Origin of the sequence: Paenibacillus sp. (assembly GCF_031177825.1) — a bacterium.
In the GTDB taxonomy this organism is placed as follows: domain Bacteria; phylum Bacillota; class Bacilli; order Paenibacillales; family YIM-B00363; genus Paenibacillus_AE.
This window is the reverse complement of sequence record NZ_JAPSKE010000008.1, coordinates 111,059-127,109: the sequence shown is the minus strand read 5'-3', so window position 1 is coordinate 127,109 and position 16,051 is coordinate 111,059. Positions and strand designations below refer to the sequence as shown.

Here is a 16,051-nt window from a genome sequence, read left to right as displayed (position 1 = left end):
ACCCTTCGAGTTGTATCGACTATATTCGACACCATCGTCTGGAAACCCTCCCGCCTCCGAAAAATTGTGAAAATTAACGCAAAAAAAGAAGCAAGCGCCGCTTGCTTCTACGATTTTTTGCTTTTTTCGATGTTCTTGAGATGCTCTTGATACGTCTTTCCGAAATAATGTTCGCCGGTTCCGTCCTTCTTCGTGACGTAAAACAAATATTCGGACGCCTCCGGGTAAAGGGCGGCTTCGATCGACGCCAGCCCCGGGCTCGCGATCGGACCCGGCGGCAAGCCCGCGTTCAAGTACGTATTGTACGGACTCTCGATTTGCAAGTCCTTCTCGAGCAGCCGTTCCTTCTGTTCGTCGAACAAATATTGTACGGTCGCGTCGATCTGCAGCGGCATATTCGCCGCGATTCGATTGTAGATGACGCCCGCCACCAACGCGCGTTCCGGATCCGCCACGACCTCACGCTCGACGAGCGACGCGATCGTCATCAGTTCGTGGAACGTCACTCCGTTTTTCTCGAGCTGCGACTCCCAGCCTTCCGGGAGCGCGGCCAGTTTCCGGTCTAGCTCCCCAGCGATGCGCCGCAGCGCGTCGAACGCCGTCACGTCCTTCGGGAATTCATACGTTTCCGGAAACAAATAACCCTCGAGCGGGAACCGGTACAGCTCGCTCTGCGGAATTTGCCCCGCTCGCATCGGCGCCTCTCCGGACGAGACGGCCGCGAAGACGCCCGGATCGTTCGCCACCTCGAGCAGCGCTTCCTCCGAGAAGCCCGCCTCGACGAGCGCCGCGATCGCCTGCCTCACCGTGAAGCCTTCCGGGATCGTCACCCGGATCGTCTCTTCCGCGACGGTGTCCCCGGCGTTCAGCCGCGCGATAATGTCCCGAATATCGGTCCCCGGCGTCATCGCGTACGTGCCTGCCTGGAAGCCGGTGCCGATGTTCTTATACTTCAAGTAAGCGGAAAAAATAAGAGCGTTCCGAATCAATCCGTGTTCTTCCAAAATATTCGCGATTTCCGCCGAGGACGTGCCCGCCGGGATCGTGAACTCGACCTCCGACGCCGACGCCGCGGGCTTCAGCTGCTCCATGACGTAATACCCAAGCCCCGCCGCCGCCCCGACCGCGATCACGACGAGGAGCAGCAAGACCTTAAGTAGCTTCCACATACGTTTCTATAGTCCCCCCTGAAAACAGGAAAAAGAGCGACGGATTCGCCGCTCATCTTCCTTCCGATCTATTCTTTGGAAAACGAAATCGTCATCTCGTCGACGAGCTCGGAGACGTTCTCCCATTCCTCGTCGTCCTCGATCGTCTCGATCTCGAACTCGCCTTCGCCCGCCGGCGTCACCCGGAAGACCGACGTCTCGTCGTCCGCGTCGTCGGCGGCGTCCTCGGGACGAAGCACGACGTAAGAGCGATCGCCGAGATCGAATTCTAACACGATCTTATGCACTCGCTCGCCTTCCGCGTCGTCGTCCTCGAACAGGACGATGTCGTCGCCGTACGTCTCCCGCAGCCGATTCGCGCGAACGACGTTGTCTAGCTTATATTCGGACATGGTTGCCTCCTAGGATTCTGCGCCTTCCATTTCCTCAAGCAGCGTATTGAACGTCTCTTCGACCAAGTTCCATTCTTCTTCGTCGTCGATCGTGTACAGCTTCAGCTCGTCGCCTTCTTCTTCGTAGCGGAACGCGTACACTTCGTCGGTGTCCTCTTCGCCGCCTTCGAGCGGAACGACCATCATGTACTTGTGATCCGAGCCGTCGACCTCGAACTTCATAATGACTTCGAATTCTTCCTCGTTGCCTTCTTCGTCCGGAATATAAATGATTTCCGGCTCTAGCGCTTCCGCGTCGTCATGCTCGTGCTTAAGATCTGCCATTCCAGTCACCTCTTCAGCGTTTTTGTCGGATCCATGCTCGCCTCGTTAGCGTCTCCGGGAATCCATGTAATTTTGCAAAATGAGCGCCGCCGCCATCTTATCGATGACTTCCTTGCGCTTCTTCCGGCTGACGTCCGCTTCGATCAAGGTCCGCTGCGCGGACATCGTCGTCAGCCGTTCGTCCCACATCGTAACGGGCAAGCCGGCCGTCTCGCCAAGGACGCGCGCGAACGCTTCGGCGAGCTCGCCTCGCGGACCGATCGTGCCGTTCATGTTCTTCGGCAGCCCGACGACCAGCTCGGTCACGCCGTACTCCTTCGCCAGCTTCGCGATGTCGTTCAGCACCCGTTCGTCGCCGGAGTTGCGGAGCGTGGTCACTCCTTGCGCCGTGAGGAACAGTTCGTCGCTGACGGCGACGCCGATCTGGCGGTCGCCGTAATCGATGCCCATGATGCGCATCAGCGGTGATGGCCGACGTAAAACCGAACGAGCTCTTCGATGAGTTCGTCGCGTTCCCGCTTGCGGATCAAGCTCCGGGCGTTGTCGTGACGCGGTATATACGCCGGGTCGCCGGATAATAAATATCCAACGATTTGGTTGATCGGGTTGTACCCTTTCTCTTGCAGCGCGTCGTAGACGGCGAGCAGCACTTCTTGGGCAGACGCCTCTTGCGCGTCGGGCTGGCGTTCGTACTTCATCGTTTTGTCCATGGAATTCATACCGGCACCCCCGTTTGCAATTGGAATTGTTTATTATATTCTGTGCGCGAAGCGGAAATCCTTTTTCGACAAGCCTTACGATTGCAATTGTTTTGCCAGCAGGTCCTCCGCCGACTTGAGCGCCTCCGGCAGCTTGGACGCGTCCTTCCCGCCGGCTTGCGCCATGTCGGGACGGCCGCCGCCGCCGCCGCCGCAAATCGCGGCCGCTTCTTTCACAATCGCGCCTGCCGAGAAGCCCCGTTTCACAAGATCGGGAGTGACGGCCGCGACCAAGTTCACCTTGCCGTCGTTCGCGGCGCCGAGCAGGATGACGACGGAGCCGAGCTTCGCCTTCATCGTGTCCGCGATGCCGCGCAGCGTATCCATGTCCGCGCCGTTCACCGCGGCCGCGAGCAGAGGCACGTCGCCGACGCGGCGCACTTGGCTCTCGAGGCTGCCCGCCTCGAGGGACCCGATCTTGCCGCGAAGCGCGTCGATTTCCTTCTGCGCGTCGCGGAGCTGGCCTTGCAGCGCCTCGATGCGCTTCGGCAGCTCGGCCGGGCTCGCCTTCACGAGCGCCGCGCCGTCCCGCAGCAGCTGAAGCTGGCTGTCGAGGTACAAGTACGCGCCCTTGCCGGTCACCGCTTCGATCCGGCGGATGCCGGAGCCGATGCCGCTCTCGCTGACGATCTTAAACAGCCCGATCTGCGACGTGCTCTCGACGTGGCAGCCGCCGCACAGCTCGATGCTGTAATCGCCGACTTGCACGACGCGAACGACGTCGCCGTACTTCTCGCCGAACAGCGCCATGGCGCCCATCGCCTTAGCGATCGCGATCGGCTTCTGCTCGATGACGAGCGCCGTGCCCTTCCAAATCTGCTCGTTCACCTTGCGCTCGATGACGGCCAGCTCTTCCGCCGTGACCGCCGCGATGTGCGAGAAGTCGAACCGGAGCCGGTCCGGCTGCACGAGCGAGCCGGCCTGATTGACGTGTTCGCCGAGCACTTCCTTAAGCGCCTTATGCAGCAGGTGCGTCGCGGTATGATTTTTGATCGTATCTTCCCGGTCCGAGCTCGCGACGGCCGCTTGCAGCTCGTCGCCGACGCGGAGGACGCCCCGTTCGATCGTCGCGTAGTGGACGTGTTGCCCGTGCGGCGCCTTGGACACTTCCTCCACTTGCACGGCGACGTCCTTGCCGGTCAGCGTGCCCTTGTCGGCCACCTGACCGCCGCTTTCCGCGTAGAACGGCGTCCGGTCGAGCAAGACGGCGACTGTCTCGCCGGCGCCGGCCATCTCGACCAGCTCGTCGCCCTGGACGATTCCGATCACTTTAGCAGACGTTACCAAGTCAGTATATCCAACAAACTCGCTTTTAACCGTGAAGTCGGCGAGCGCGCCGCCCTGCACCTTCATGCTGCCGGTCTCTTGGCGAGCCGCCCGCGCGCGCTGGCGCTGTTCGTCCATCGCCCGGTCGAAGCCTTCGCGGTCGACGCCGAGCCCTTGCTCCGCGGCGAAGTCTTCGGTCAGGTCGAACGGGAAGCCGTACGTGTCGTACAGCTTGAACGCTTCCGCGCCGTCGAGCGTCTTGCGGCCGGCGCCCTTCGCCGATTCGACCAACGTCGTCAGGATCGCGAGGCCTTCCGTCAGCGTCTCATGGAACCGTTCTTCTTCCATGCGGATGACCTTTTCGATAAACTCGCGCTTCTCGACGACTTCCGTGTAATACATGCCCATTACGTCGCCGACGATTTTCGTGAGGCGGTACATGAACGGCTTCTCGACGCCAAGCGTCGCTTTGCCGTAGCGGACCGCGCGGCGGAGCAAGCGGCGAATGACGTAGCCCCGGCCTTCGTTGCCCGGCAGGACGCCGTCGCCGACGGAGAATACGACCGTGCGGATATGGTCCGCGACGACCTTCAGCGCGACGTCGACGTCGGTGTTGACGCCGTATCGGACGCCGGCGATCTCGCACGTCGCGTCGATGATCGGACGGAACAGGTCCGTGTCGAAGTTCGAGTCGACGTCTTGGAGAATGGAGGCGAACCGCTCGAGGCCCGCGCCGGTATCGATGTTTTTGTTCGGGAGCGGCGTGTAGGAGCCGTCCTTGTTATGGTTGAACTGCGAGAAGACGAGGTTCCATACTTCGAGGAAGCGCTCGTTTTCCCCGCCGGGCACGCATTCCGGATCGGACAGGTCGCCGTATTTCTCGCCGCGGTCGTAGAAAATCTCGGTGCAAGGACCGCAAGGGCCTTCGCCGATGTCCCAGAAGTTGTCTTCGAGCTTGTAGATGCGCTCGGCCGGGATGCCCATCTTCTCGTTCCAGATTCGGAACGCTTCGTCGTCCTCGGGATGGATGGTGACCGAGAGGCGATCCTTGTCGAAGCCGATCCACTCGGGCGACGTGAGGAATTCCCACGCCCACGTAATCGTCTCTTCTTTAAAGTAGTCGCCGATCGAGAAGTTGCCGAGCATCTCGAAGAACGTGTGATGACGGCGCGTCTTGCCGACGTTCTCGATGTCGTTCGTGCGGATGCACTTCTGCGCGTTCGCGATGCGCGGGTTTTCCGGCACGACGCGGCCGTCGAAGTAAGCCTTAAGCGGCGCCATGCCCGCGTTGATCCACAGCAGCGTCGGATCGTTATGCGGCACGAGCGGCGCGCTCGGCTCGACCTTATGCCCTTTGCTCTCGAAAAATTGCAGCCACTTGCTTCGAATTTCGCTTGCTTTCATGACATACACGCCCTCCGATAGAATGTGAATGCAACAAAAAATCGCCCCTGAATTCAGGGACGATAATGTTCGTTATCGCGGTACCACCCTGGTTGATCCCGTTCCGCTCGCATCCGGCCGTGTGGCCGCTGGCGCGCTTGCGCGGGAAACCCTCGCATGAGAAGATAACGGCTCTCGACCGGCGAAGTTCGTTCGCGCTCCGAAATTAGCGTTCGGCCGTTCGCCCTGTCCGGCAGGCTCTCTCAGCCGAAGCGCGGCGGATATCCGCGTTCGAAGCCTGTTCTCTGATCCGCGGCGAGGCGGCGTACTCGATTTCATCGTCGTTTTCGACATATGTTGGATAAATTATAGCGCCTCGCCGCGCGAAAAGTCAATTCGTCCCGGCAAATCGGGCTTTGGGTCGAAAATATGCGCCACCTTAGCCGCGTCCCTCGTCCCGATTGCCGTCAATGCGCCTCAGTTTCGCTCAACTGCTTAAAATTTGACCCCTTTCTCGCGAACTGCTCAAATTTTGACACCATTTTGGCGCTCGGGCCCATGTTCCAGCTTTTCCATGCCCCGTCGTTCGCCGACACTGAGCCTCGGCCCCGCACAACTGCTCAAAATTTGATCCCTTTCTCGCGAACTGCTCAAATTATGACACCATTTCGGCGCTCGAGCCCATGTTCCAGCTTGTTCATGCCCCGTCGTTCGCCGACACTGAGGCTCGGCCCCGCTCAACTGCTCAAAATTTGATCCCTTTCCCGCAAACTGCTCAAATTTTGAAACCATTTCGGCGCTCGAGTCCATGTTCACAGCTTGACCAGGCCGTTCCCAGCCTCGTTCTCTCACTAAAAACCAGTTCCTCGGCCAAGCTGTGTGACTTCGTATGCTCTCGTGACCTTCGCATGGGGATTCACGGGACGAATCAAGCTGCGTGTCGTCAGCTCATGAATCGCCCTCCGCACCGTATTCGGACTCTTGCCCAGATGCGCGATGATGTCTTTAGGAGCTGCTACGCCCCCCTGTCGCTTAATGAAGCGCAGCACCTCCTTCGCCTCCAACGAAAGGTCCTCTGCCTGCCACCGACCTTCCTGTCCCCATACGATTTGCCGCAGCAGCTGCTGCGCTTGCCTTGAACGGTATTTGATCACGTCCGAGGAGAAATGCAGCACCGTCCATCCGTCGGCCGTCAAATGTAAGTCCCTTAACACGTTGTCGGCATGATCCCACCGCTCGATGTCGCGTATATGCGGGTTGAACCCGTCGGCCTCCAGCGCCAATCGGATCCCCTGCGGTTTGTAGGCATGGTCGATGTACCGTCTGCCATCGTTGTAGTCCCGAACTTCGTATTCGGGATGAAGATCGTCAAGCGTTCCGAACGCGGGCCACCATACCTTCTCCAACAACGCCTTTTCCAAATAGGAATGACCGTCCTCCAGCCGCCTCAGCCGATCCCCGTTTCGCGACTGCTTGTGGCGCTCCAACCAAAGCCGATGCGCCTCGATAAAACCTTTGTCCATCCGCCCTTCCCCCTCTGTCACGATCCGCCCGGCGCGAAACACAAAACACGCCGCCCGCCCGAAAGGGCGAACGGCGTGTGCTTCACGCGAGATTTCATATTGCCATCATTATAACGCGCATGCAGCGCGCTTGACAAAAAAAAATCCGCATAGTAAATTATAATCATCCCTTTGATAATGATTTTCATTATCTCTGATTTCGAAACCGATCGTTGCAAACCTCGCAAAGACCCCCGAAGCCGTCGCGGCCTCGGGGGTTTTTGCGACCGCGGGCTGCGCGACCGGATGGTCAGCGGGAAACGGAGGAAGAACCGTTGCAGGAATGCTGCAGAATACAGCGCGAACCAGCAGGAACCGAGCAATACGGCTATCCACATATCTAGGCGCAACGCGCCCTCATCGCTGCCCCCGGCCCCTACGTCACCGGCTTCCGGTTTTTGTAATACAACCGCACATGGTGGTAGATGACCTTCCCGACCGCGAACGTCGGCACCGCGAGGATGAGTCCGACGACGCCGCCGAGCTCCCCGCCGACCAGCAGCGCGAAAATAATTAAGAGCGGGTGCATATGCAGCGAGCGTCCGACGACCTGCGGCGACACGATGTTGCTCTCGATGAGCTGGCAGGCGAAATTGACGACGATGACGAGCATCACCATCTTCAGCGACACGGTCGACGCTACGACCAGCGCCGGCGCCGCGCCGATGAACGGGCCCAAGTACGGGATAATGTTGAACAACGCGACGAGCGCCGCCAGCAGCAGCGGATACGGCACGCCGATCAGCCAATAGCCGACGTACGCCAATACGCCGATGATGACGCACACGATCAGCTGGCCGCGGATGTAATTGCCGAGCGCCTTGTCGATGTCGGTGACGAGGCGGATCGTGCGGCGTTTGTGGTTCGTAGGTACGAACGTAAGCACCGTCTTCTCGATCAGCTGGAAATCCTTCAACATATAAAACGCCAAAAAAGGGATCACGAACGCGACGAACAACGCGCCGACCGTCGCCCCGAGGCGGCCGATCACGTCCGCGATCGACGCCGCCAGCTGCTGCTCCGCCTCGTACAACGCGTTGTTGATCCCCATCCGCACGCCCTCCGGCAGGAAGTCGTTCCGGTTCATCTCGACGATCATGCTCTGCGCGCGCATCGTGAACTCCGGCAGATGCTCGTTCAGCTCGTTCAGCTGCTTCACGAACATCGGAATGACGTTCATGAGCACGACGGTCACCGACAAAATAAACACCGCGTAGATGAGCAGCACCGCGATCGTCCGCGGCACCTTGCGGCGGTTTAAAGCCCCGACGATCGGGTTCAGCACGTACGATACGATCAACGCGACGACGAACGGCAGCAGCACCGTCTTCAGAAAGCCGAACACCGCCGCGATCGCCGGACCGATCAGAAGAATCATGTAGACGACGCCAAGCGATAACAGCGCGAAGACGAGCGCGGCGAACCATTTGCTTCTGACCCATTGCTCCACCGCCAGACGCCCCCCACTTGTCCGAAAGTTGGTTTGGGTAAAGTATATGTAGGGGCAGACGAAAAAAAACCTCCCGCGGCAAGCCGGGAGGCTTGTCCGCGAGAGGCGGGAACGGCAGACGAGCGCCGCCGTCAGTTCGCGTGAACTTCGGGCATCTCTTCTTCCGGGAAAAACAAATCGTCCAGCGAGCTGAGCGTGCCGTCCTCTTCCACTTGGTAGACGGACATCTTCTCGCCGTTCACGGTCAGTTCGATGAAGCAACCCCAACAATAAAATTGATGGGAGCCGATCTTCCCGATATCTTTCGAATTGCAATTCGGACAACGCATCATATGGATACCACCTTCTGCCAACAAAGTATTGATTCTATTTATTCCCAACGGGACATGGATTTAATCGTTCCGAAACGTTCGTTGGAAAAAGGATTCGCAAGCGAAGCGCGCGGCCTTGCTCACTTATACGTAAGTCGTTTTGCGAGCGTTGCGATTTTTTCCGCGGCAAATGTTACAGAATTGAGGCAATTGCCCATGCCGAAACTGAACCGAACCGCGGAGCGGAGCCGCTCGTCCGGAACCCCCATCGCGCGAAGCACGTGGGACGGCTGGAGCGACCCCGACGAACAGGCGGACCCGCTCGCCGCCGCGACCCCTTCGAGGTCGAGGTTCATCAGGAGCGATTCGGAGCTCGCCCCCGGGAAGCTGACGTTCAGCACATGCGGAAGGGATTCGGACGGGTGTCCGTTCACGACGAAGCCGCCGTCCGGGAGCAGCCGCTCGAACGTCTCCAGCATCGCGTCGCGAAGCGCCGCGAGCTCGTCCCGGCGCCGCGGCAAATCGCCCAGCGCCAGCTCGGCCGCCTTGGCGAAGCCGACGGCGCCGGCGACGTTCTCGGTGCCGGCGCGGCGGCTCCGCTCCTGCGAGCCGCCGAACGCGCGAGCATGCAGCTTCACGCGCCGATTCGCATACAGCAGGCCGACGCCTTTGGGACCGTTGATTTTATGCGCGGAGAAGCTCATCAGGTCGACCGGCAGCCGCGACAGCTCGATAGACTGCGTGCCGAGCGCCTGCACGGCGTCGACATGAAACACGGCCCCTCGCTCTCGCGCGAGGGCGCCGATCGTTTCGATCGGCTGCAGCGTGCCGACCTCGTTATTGGCGTACATGACCGACACGAGCGCGGTCTTCTCGTCGATGGCGGCGGACAGCGCGTCGAGGTCGACCCGCCCCGTCTCGTCGACGGGCGCGTACACGACCTCGAATCCGAGACGTTCCAGCTCCGCCGCCGCATGCAGCACGGCATGATGCTCCACTGCCGTCGTCACCACGCGGCGGCGGTCCGGAGCGGCCGCGAGGGCGGCGCCGAGGAGCGCCAGATTATCGCTCTCCGTGCCGCCGCTCGTAAAGACGAGCTCGGTCGGGGAGCACCCGAGCCGAGCCGCAAGAGCATCTCGCGCCGCGGTCAAGCCCGCCTTGGCCTCGCGGCCGAAACGGTGTACGCTCGACGGGTTGCCGAACGACGACATGAAATAAGGCAACATCGCCTCCAGCACCTCGGGGTGCATCGGCGTCGTCGCCGCGTGATCGAGATAGATCGGTTGTTGGTTCGTCGTCATGTCGGTCCGGATCACCTTCGTCTAAATATAGAACATGTAGCTCGGAGCGGCTTGTCCCTCATCGTCCTTGTAGGAGATGAGGCCCGCCAGCGTCGTCGAATCGAGCACCGAAGCGATCGAATCGCGAATGCGAATCCACAGGTCGCGCTTCGCGGGATCGTCTTCTTCCGTGAAATCCACGGGCGAGATCGGTCCTTCGAGCAGCCGAATGACGCGGCCCGCGGTCACGTCTTCCGGCGGCTCGGACAAGACGTAGCCGCCGTAGGCGCCGCGGACGCTCTTCACGAGGCCCGCGTTGCGCAGCGGCGCGACGAGCTGCTCCAAATAATGTTCGGACAAGCCGTGCTTCTCGGCGATCGACTTCAGCGATGTCGGCCCCTCGCCGTATCGAACCGCCAATTCCATCATGATCGTAAGACCGTAGCGGCCTTTCGTCGATATTTTCAAAGGGTTCCCCCCATTTATTCGCGCGAAAAAAACGCTTCGTTCATTAGAATTGACGGAAAATCCGCAATCCAAACTATGCCGATAACGATTATATGTTATCACATGGGAGAGGGTTTGGTAAGGAAAACCTTTATATTTTCATAAAATTGTCGAACCTTTTCTATATTCATCAAACAAGTTAGCAAGTTTACGAAAGCGTCTATTCTTTCTTTTCATCGCGCGTATGTTACAATACATTCAATTCGAAACTCATTAGAAAAAGCAGGTGAAATCACATGACTTCCAATAAAAAATCCCCTTCCGAAACCCGCGTCGTCGTCGGCATGTCCGGCGGCGTGGACAGCTCCGTGACGGCGCTGCTGCTGAAGCGGCAAGGGTACGACGTCATCGGCATCTTTATGAAAAACTGGGACGACACCGACGAGTTCGGCGTCTGCACTGCCGAGGAAGACGCGGAAGACGTGCGGCGCGTCTGCGCGCAAATCGGCATCCCGTCGTACACAGTCAACTTCGAGAAGGAATATTACGATAAAGTGTTTCAATATTTTCTGGACGAGTACCGGGCCGGCCGCACGCCGAATCCCGACGTCATGTGCAATCGCGAAATCAAGTTCGGCGAATTTCTGTCGAAGGCGATCGAGCTCGGCGCCGATTATGTCGCGACCGGACATTACGCGCGCGTCGTCGAAGCGGACGGCGAGTTCAAGCTGCTGCGCGGCGTCGACCGGAACAAGGACCAAACGTATTTCTTGAACGCGCTGAACCAACGCCAGCTGTCCAAGGCGATGTTCCCGATCGGCGGCTATACGAAGCCTGAAATTCGCGCCATCGCGGAAGAAGCGGGCCTCGCTACGGCCAAGAAGAAGGACAGCACCGGCGTCTGCTTCATCGGCGAGAAGAACTTCAAGGAGTTTCTTAGCGGGTATTTGCCGGCGCGCGGCGGCGAAATCCGCACGTTCGACGGCGAAGTGAAGGGCCGGCACGACGGCCTGATGTACTATACGCTCGGCCAACGCCAAGGGCTCGGCATCGGCGGCAGCGGCACGGGCGAGCCATGGTTCGTCGCGGACAAGGATCTTGAGCGCAATATCCTGTACGTAGTGCAAGGCGAGTCGGATCCTCGGCTATATTCGCACCGCCTCGAAGCGACGGGCGTCCGCTGGATCGCGGGGCGGCCTCCGGCGGACGGAACGTTCTCCGTCGCCGCGAAGTTCCGCTACCGCCAGCCGGATCAAGCGGTGCGCGTGACGATGACCGGCGCGGACAGCTGCGTCGTCGAATTCGAGACGCCGCAGAAGGCGATTACGCCGGGCCAGGCGGTCGTGTTCTACGACGGCGAGACATGCCTCGGCGGCGGCACGATCGACCGAGTGCTGAAGGAAAGCGGCGAGTCGCTGCTCATGGGCGCGGGGCTGAGGAACGCATGACGGACATCCTTACCTCAGAGACGCCGGTGCGCATCCCGGTTCCGATCGTGCCGCCCTACGACGCGAAGCTGCTCTTCGAGCGGTACGAGCAGGTCGGCAACCGCGCGCGGCTCGTCCGCCTCGAGCCGGAGCGGATGCGCTTCGTCCGCGCGGTTCGCGCCGGCGGCGGGGCGCTGCCGGTCGCCGTCGAGTTCGGCGGCGACGTGGAGTCGCCTACCGCCTCCGCGGCGATGCCGGCGGGCACGCCGCCGGCCGTCGCCGCGGAGGCGGCGCGCGCGGTCGCGCATATGATCGGCGCCAGCGTCGATCTCGCCTCCTTCTACGCGGCGCTCGGCGGCGACGCCCGCTTCGCGGCGTTGTTCGACCGGCTGCGCGGCTCGAAGCTGCTGCTCGATCCCGACCCGTTCGAATGCATGATGAAGACGATCATTACGCAGCAGCTGAACCTGTCGTTCGCGGGCACCTTGATCGAACGGCTGGCCGTGCTCGCCGGCGAGACGCTCGAGCATGAGGGGAAGCCGCTGCTCGTGTTCCCCGACGCGGAGGCGGTCGCGCGGCTGTCGTACGACGAGCTGCGCGCGCTGTCGTTCTCGCAGCGCAAGGCCGAGTACGTCATCGATACGGCGCGCGCCGTCGTCGACGGACGGATCGATTGGGCGCGCGTGGAGCGCATGAGCGATGACGAAGCGATGCGCGACCTGACGCAGCTGCGCGGCATCGGACGTTGGAGCGTCGAATGCCTGCTCATCTTCGCGTACGGGCGGCCCGATCTGCTGCCCGCCGCCGACATCGGCCTGCGCAATGCCGTCCGCAACGTCCACGGCCTCGACGCGCAGCCGTCCGCGGCGGACATCGACGCGATCGGCGCGGCATGGGCGCCGTGGCGCACCTACGCGACGTATTACTTGTGGGAGTCGCTTCGACTCAAATAAAAATCCGGATGGCGCCGCGGCCTGTGTTTCGGCCGCGGCGCATCCGGATTTTTTAGGAAGGATTTACTTTTGCGGCAGCGTCAAGAGCACCGGTTCGTACTTATGGTTAAGTCCGAAATCGCCGACGAACCCCCACGTCCAGATCTCGCCCGTCGCGGTCGCGGCGATCGCATGGTTTTGTCCGAGCGCCACGGATACGACGTCGGTCAGTCCCCCGATTTGTTCCGGCTCGTACGCATTGCCCTCAGGCAGTTCCGGATTCACCCCGATTTCCATGCCCAGTCTCCATACGGTGCCGTCTGTCTTGACAATGAGCGTTTTATACGAAGCCGTTTCGATCGCCGCGACGTCTGTCAAGTTCGGAATTAGCTTCGGCTTGGATACATCGCGGGAGGCGGTACGGGAACCGTCATTCGCGGTTTCCGCGGCACATAGACATAACGTCATGTATGACGATCAGGGCAAGGTGTGGTATTGGGGAGGCCTCGACAAGTACGTCGACGGAGACAGGATCCTTGAAGATTTCAAACCGAAACTCGTAAGCGGGCTGGAGGATGTCGCCTCCGCTCATGCCGGATATACGACGGATCTCCTCATTAAAAAAGACGGAACCGTGTGGGAATGGGGGTACAAATACACAGCGGCAGATGCCAAGAACGGCGACTTTTCGTTCGTTCCCCCCCGAAAGATCGCCGGACTGGAACGGATCGTCGCCGTTTCTTCCATCTCGAGCGTGGGCGGCGCGATCGACGAAGACGAATCCGTCTGGATATGGCATATCGTGCCGGCCGGTCCGGAGTTGATGCCAACGAAGCCGATGAAGCTGAAGGACATCCAAGCGGTCGATCTATCGGTCGACGACAACGTTCATATTTTGAAAGCGGACGGCACCGTATGGAAGTGGGAAGCCTACGTCGGCAGCAACGGCAACGGCTCCTATGCCCGGCCGAATACGTCCGATTCCGTGACCAAAGTGGAGGGCTTGCGCGATATCGCCGCCATTTCGCACACGACGGGCAGCGGCAAAACTTATTTTGCGATCAAGGAAAACGGTACCGTTTACGGTTGGGGACGGAACGATCACGGCAATCTCGGACGATCGGATTACTTGCCGGTTTCGAAACCTGCCGTCATCCCGGAACTGAAGGACGCGGCGTCCATCGTCACGGGGGGCGGCAAGACGCTGATCCTAAAGAAGGACGGAACGGTGTGGACGCTCGGATTGAAAATCGGTCAATATTTACCTACCCTGTATACCGATAAACCGAAGAAGGTCGAGGGGTTGGAAAACGTCGTCTCCATCGCATTAGGCGGCGATCATGCGCTCGCCGCAACGAAGGACGGGAGCCTCTGGTCCTGGGGTTACTGGGGAACGAGCAATAAGGAAAAGCCGGTGCTCGTCTTCTCGGCCGACCGCCTCCGTCCTGCGGAATAAACGAAGAAATGCCGTCGGTTTCCCAAAGGAAGCCGACGGCATTTCCATAGTACGAGATGCGCGCGTTACGACTCCGCCGCCGCGCTCGCCTCGAGACGAGCGGCTTCGACCTCCGCCTCCGCCGTTTCCTTCGAGCCGGCGTCGGCCTCGCCGCGGACAAGCCTGAAGTCGATATGCTCGCACTTGCCTACGAGGCAATCCCGTTGCACGCTCTCGATTCGCACCTGCTTCGTTCCGATCCCGGGAATGTCCAATTGTACGATGGAATCGGCATGATACGCGAGAATCGGGTGAAGCATCCTCTCGTCGACGACGATCGGTACGTTCTCCTCCCCGCTTCCGTATACGATGCCTGGGACTTTCCCGTCTGCTCTTAGCTGTCTCAATTGGCCTTTGGTCTTGGTGACCCTTCGTTCCGCTTGCAGCGCCAGCGCCATAAGTACGATCCCTCCGCGAAGATGAAATTGGATATTACCCTATTAATCTACCATATTTCGGAGGCGCTTTCATCCTCGTCCGCGCCGGCGCTGCTGATTTTCCCGCATCTTCGCTTCCGTCCCTTGCGTCGACGCCTCGAAAAACACCTCGTTCCGGATCGGTCCCGGCAAATACTGCTGTTCGACATAATGTCCCGGGAAATGATGCGGGTACTTATACCCGACATGACCGAGCTGCTGCGAACCCTTATAGTGTCCGTCCCGCAAATGCATCGGCACCTCCGCCGCCCCGAGCCGGTCGAACGCCTTGTATACCCGCTCCATCGCGAGACCGATCGAATCGGACTTCGGACTTTCCACCGCGAACAAAATCGCCTGCGAGATGTTATACCGCGCCTCGGGCCAGCCGATCTTATGATACGCGTCCATCGCGGACACCGCCTGCGTCATCGCCTGCGGATTCGCGAGCCCGATGTCCTCGCTGCAGGCGACGATGAGCCTGCGCAGGAACACCATCGGGTCCATGCCGAGCTTCTCGACCGCGTAGAGAAACCAAAACAGCGCCGCGTCGGACGAACCGCGTACGCTCTTATGGAACGCGGATAATACGTCGTACTGCGTCGACTCGTCCGCCGCCACCGTCGGCTGGCGGATCGATTCTTCGGCGGCGGCGAGCGTCACATGAATCGTGCCGTCGCGATCCGCGGGCGTCGTCAGCGCCGCCAGCTCGAGCGCGTTGAGCGCGCGCCGCAGGTCGCCCCCGGCGACCGTCGCGATGTGCAGCAGCGCGTCGTCGTCCGCGCGGATCGTCAGCGCGCCGAGTCCCCGCTCGCGATCGAGAAGCGCCCGGCGCATCGCCTCGAGCGCATGGTCCGGCGTCAGCTTCTCGAGCCGGAACAGCGTCGAACGCGATAGAAGCGCCCCGTTGATCGAGTGGAACGGATTTTCCGTCGTCGCCCCGATGAACACGATCGTGCCCGCCTCGACCGCCGGCAGCAGCGCATCCTGCTGCGACGTCTTGAAGCGATGCACCTCGTCCAGGAACAGGATCGTCTTGCGATCGTATAACGATCGGAGCTCCTTCGCCCGCTCGATCGTCTCCCGCACGTCCTTCACCGACGCGTCGACCGCGTTCAAGCGAACGAACTCGCCGTCCGTCCGGTTCGCGATGATCGTCGCGAGCGTCGTCTTGCCCGTCCCCGGCGGTCCGAACAAAATAATCGACGTCACCTGATCCGCCTCGACCGCCCGGCGAAGCAACTTCCCCGGACCTACAATATGTTCTTGCCCGATATATTCGTCGATCGAACGCGCCCGCATCCGCTCCGCAAGCGGCTGCCGTCCCGGCGCCGCGCCCGATTCCGCTCGATATGTAAATAGATCCATCTGTACCTCATCTCCCTCCCCCCATTATAACGCAAAAAGACCCGCGCAGCCCAAACGCGGGTCCCGGCAAA

General features: G+C 60.4%; 17 protein-coding genes. 3 read left to right on the top strand and 14 right to left on the bottom strand.

Annotated elements, in window-relative coordinates; genetic code table 11:
* Nucleotides 1-107: 107 nt before the first annotated feature.
* The 11 genes from mltG to cymR form a co-directional block, all read right to left on the bottom strand.
* Nucleotides 108-1,169, bottom strand: coding sequence for an endolytic transglycosylase MltG (gene mltG / locus RIN49_RS12140; RefSeq protein ID WP_309120432.1), 1,062 nt, complete (start codon nucleotides 1,167-1,169; stop codon nucleotides 108-110).
* A 68-nt stretch (nucleotides 1,170-1,237) separates the two neighbouring features.
* Nucleotides 1,238-1,561 (bottom strand): DUF1292 domain-containing protein, encoded by a 324-nt coding sequence (locus RIN49_RS12135; RefSeq protein WP_309120431.1) that lies wholly within the window; start codon nucleotides 1,559-1,561, stop codon nucleotides 1,238-1,240.
* 9 nt (nucleotides 1,562-1,570) lie between these two features.
* Nucleotides 1,571-1,885, bottom strand: a complete 315-nt coding sequence (locus tag RIN49_RS12130; protein ID WP_309120430.1) for a DUF1292 domain-containing protein — start codon at nucleotides 1,883-1,885, stop codon at nucleotides 1,571-1,573.
* Between the two features lie 45 nt (nucleotides 1,886-1,930).
* Nucleotides 1,931-2,344, bottom strand: a complete 414-nt coding sequence (gene ruvX / locus RIN49_RS12125) for a Holliday junction resolvase RuvX (RefSeq protein WP_309120429.1) — start codon at nucleotides 2,342-2,344, stop codon at nucleotides 1,931-1,933.
* On the bottom strand, nucleotides 2,344-2,604 hold the full coding sequence (locus RIN49_RS12120; RefSeq protein ID WP_138192914.1) for an IreB family regulatory phosphoprotein: 261 nt from the start codon (nucleotides 2,602-2,604) through the stop codon (nucleotides 2,344-2,346). The genes ruvX and RIN49_RS12120 overlap by 1 nt, the downstream gene beginning before the upstream one ends.
* Before the next feature lie 75 nt (nucleotides 2,605-2,679).
* On the bottom strand, nucleotides 2,680-5,313 hold the full coding sequence (gene alaS, locus RIN49_RS12115) for an alanine--tRNA ligase (RefSeq protein WP_309120428.1): 2,634 nt from the start codon (nucleotides 5,311-5,313) through the stop codon (nucleotides 2,680-2,682).
* A gap of 830 nt (nucleotides 5,314-6,143) precedes the next feature.
* On the bottom strand, nucleotides 6,144-6,815 hold the full coding sequence (locus RIN49_RS12110; protein ID WP_309120427.1) for a DNA-binding response regulator: 672 nt from the start codon (nucleotides 6,813-6,815) through the stop codon (nucleotides 6,144-6,146).
* Between the two features lie 415 nt (nucleotides 6,816-7,230).
* A complete protein-coding gene (locus RIN49_RS12105; RefSeq protein ID WP_309120426.1) occupies nucleotides 7,231-8,304 on the bottom strand; it encodes an AI-2E family transporter in 1,074 nt (357 codons plus the stop codon).
* A 131-nt stretch (nucleotides 8,305-8,435) separates the two neighbouring features.
* On the bottom strand, nucleotides 8,436-8,636 hold the full coding sequence (locus RIN49_RS12100; RefSeq protein ID WP_138192911.1) for a hypothetical protein: 201 nt from the start codon (nucleotides 8,634-8,636) through the stop codon (nucleotides 8,436-8,438).
* 119 nt (nucleotides 8,637-8,755) lie between these two features.
* Nucleotides 8,756-9,916, bottom strand: a complete 1,161-nt coding sequence (locus RIN49_RS12095; protein WP_309120425.1) for a cysteine desulfurase family protein — start codon at nucleotides 9,914-9,916, stop codon at nucleotides 8,756-8,758.
* 21 nt (nucleotides 9,917-9,937) lie between these two features.
* Nucleotides 9,938-10,363 (bottom strand): cysteine metabolism transcriptional regulator CymR, encoded by a 426-nt coding sequence (gene cymR / locus RIN49_RS12090; protein ID WP_138192909.1) that lies wholly within the window; start codon nucleotides 10,361-10,363, stop codon nucleotides 9,938-9,940.
* Nucleotides 10,364-10,638: 275 nt separating this feature from the next.
* Here cymR and mnmA point away from each other — a divergent pair, with 275 nt between their 5' ends.
* Both mnmA and RIN49_RS12080 read left to right on the top strand, forming a co-directional pair.
* The gene (gene mnmA, locus RIN49_RS12085) at nucleotides 10,639-11,790 is read left to right on the top strand and encodes a tRNA 2-thiouridine(34) synthase MnmA (protein ID WP_309120424.1); all 1,152 of its coding nucleotides are present in this window, start codon (nucleotides 10,639-10,641) and stop codon (nucleotides 11,788-11,790) included.
* A complete protein-coding gene (locus tag RIN49_RS12080; RefSeq protein WP_309120423.1) occupies nucleotides 11,787-12,722 on the top strand; it encodes a DNA-3-methyladenine glycosylase family protein in 936 nt (311 codons plus the stop codon). The genes mnmA and RIN49_RS12080 overlap by 4 nt, the downstream gene beginning before the upstream one ends.
* A gap of 63 nt (nucleotides 12,723-12,785) precedes the next feature.
* On the opposite strand, the gene RIN49_RS12075 is transcribed toward RIN49_RS12080, so the two are convergent.
* Nucleotides 12,786-13,079 carry an RCC1 domain-containing protein gene (locus tag RIN49_RS12075; RefSeq protein WP_309120422.1) on the bottom strand — a complete coding sequence of 98 codons (294 nt, stop codon included), beginning with the start codon at nucleotides 13,077-13,079 and terminating at the stop codon, nucleotides 12,786-12,788.
* Nucleotides 13,080-13,167: 88 nt separating this feature from the next.
* On the opposite strand from RIN49_RS12075, the gene RIN49_RS12070 reads away from it, so the two are divergent.
* Entirely contained in the window at nucleotides 13,168-14,157 is a 990-nt protein-coding gene (locus RIN49_RS12070; RefSeq protein ID WP_309120421.1) for an RCC1 domain-containing protein, read from the top strand.
* 65 nt (nucleotides 14,158-14,222) lie between these two features.
* Here RIN49_RS12070 and RIN49_RS12065 read toward each other — a convergent pair whose 3' ends face one another.
* A complete protein-coding gene (locus RIN49_RS12065; RefSeq protein WP_309120420.1) occupies nucleotides 14,223-14,594 on the bottom strand; it encodes a hypothetical protein in 372 nt (123 codons plus the stop codon).
* 69 nt (nucleotides 14,595-14,663) lie between these two features.
* Complete coding sequence (locus RIN49_RS12060) at nucleotides 14,664-15,980, bottom strand: replication-associated recombination protein A (RefSeq protein WP_309120419.1); 1,317 nt, start codon at nucleotides 15,978-15,980, stop codon at nucleotides 14,664-14,666.
* Nucleotides 15,981-16,051 lie beyond the last annotated feature (71 nt).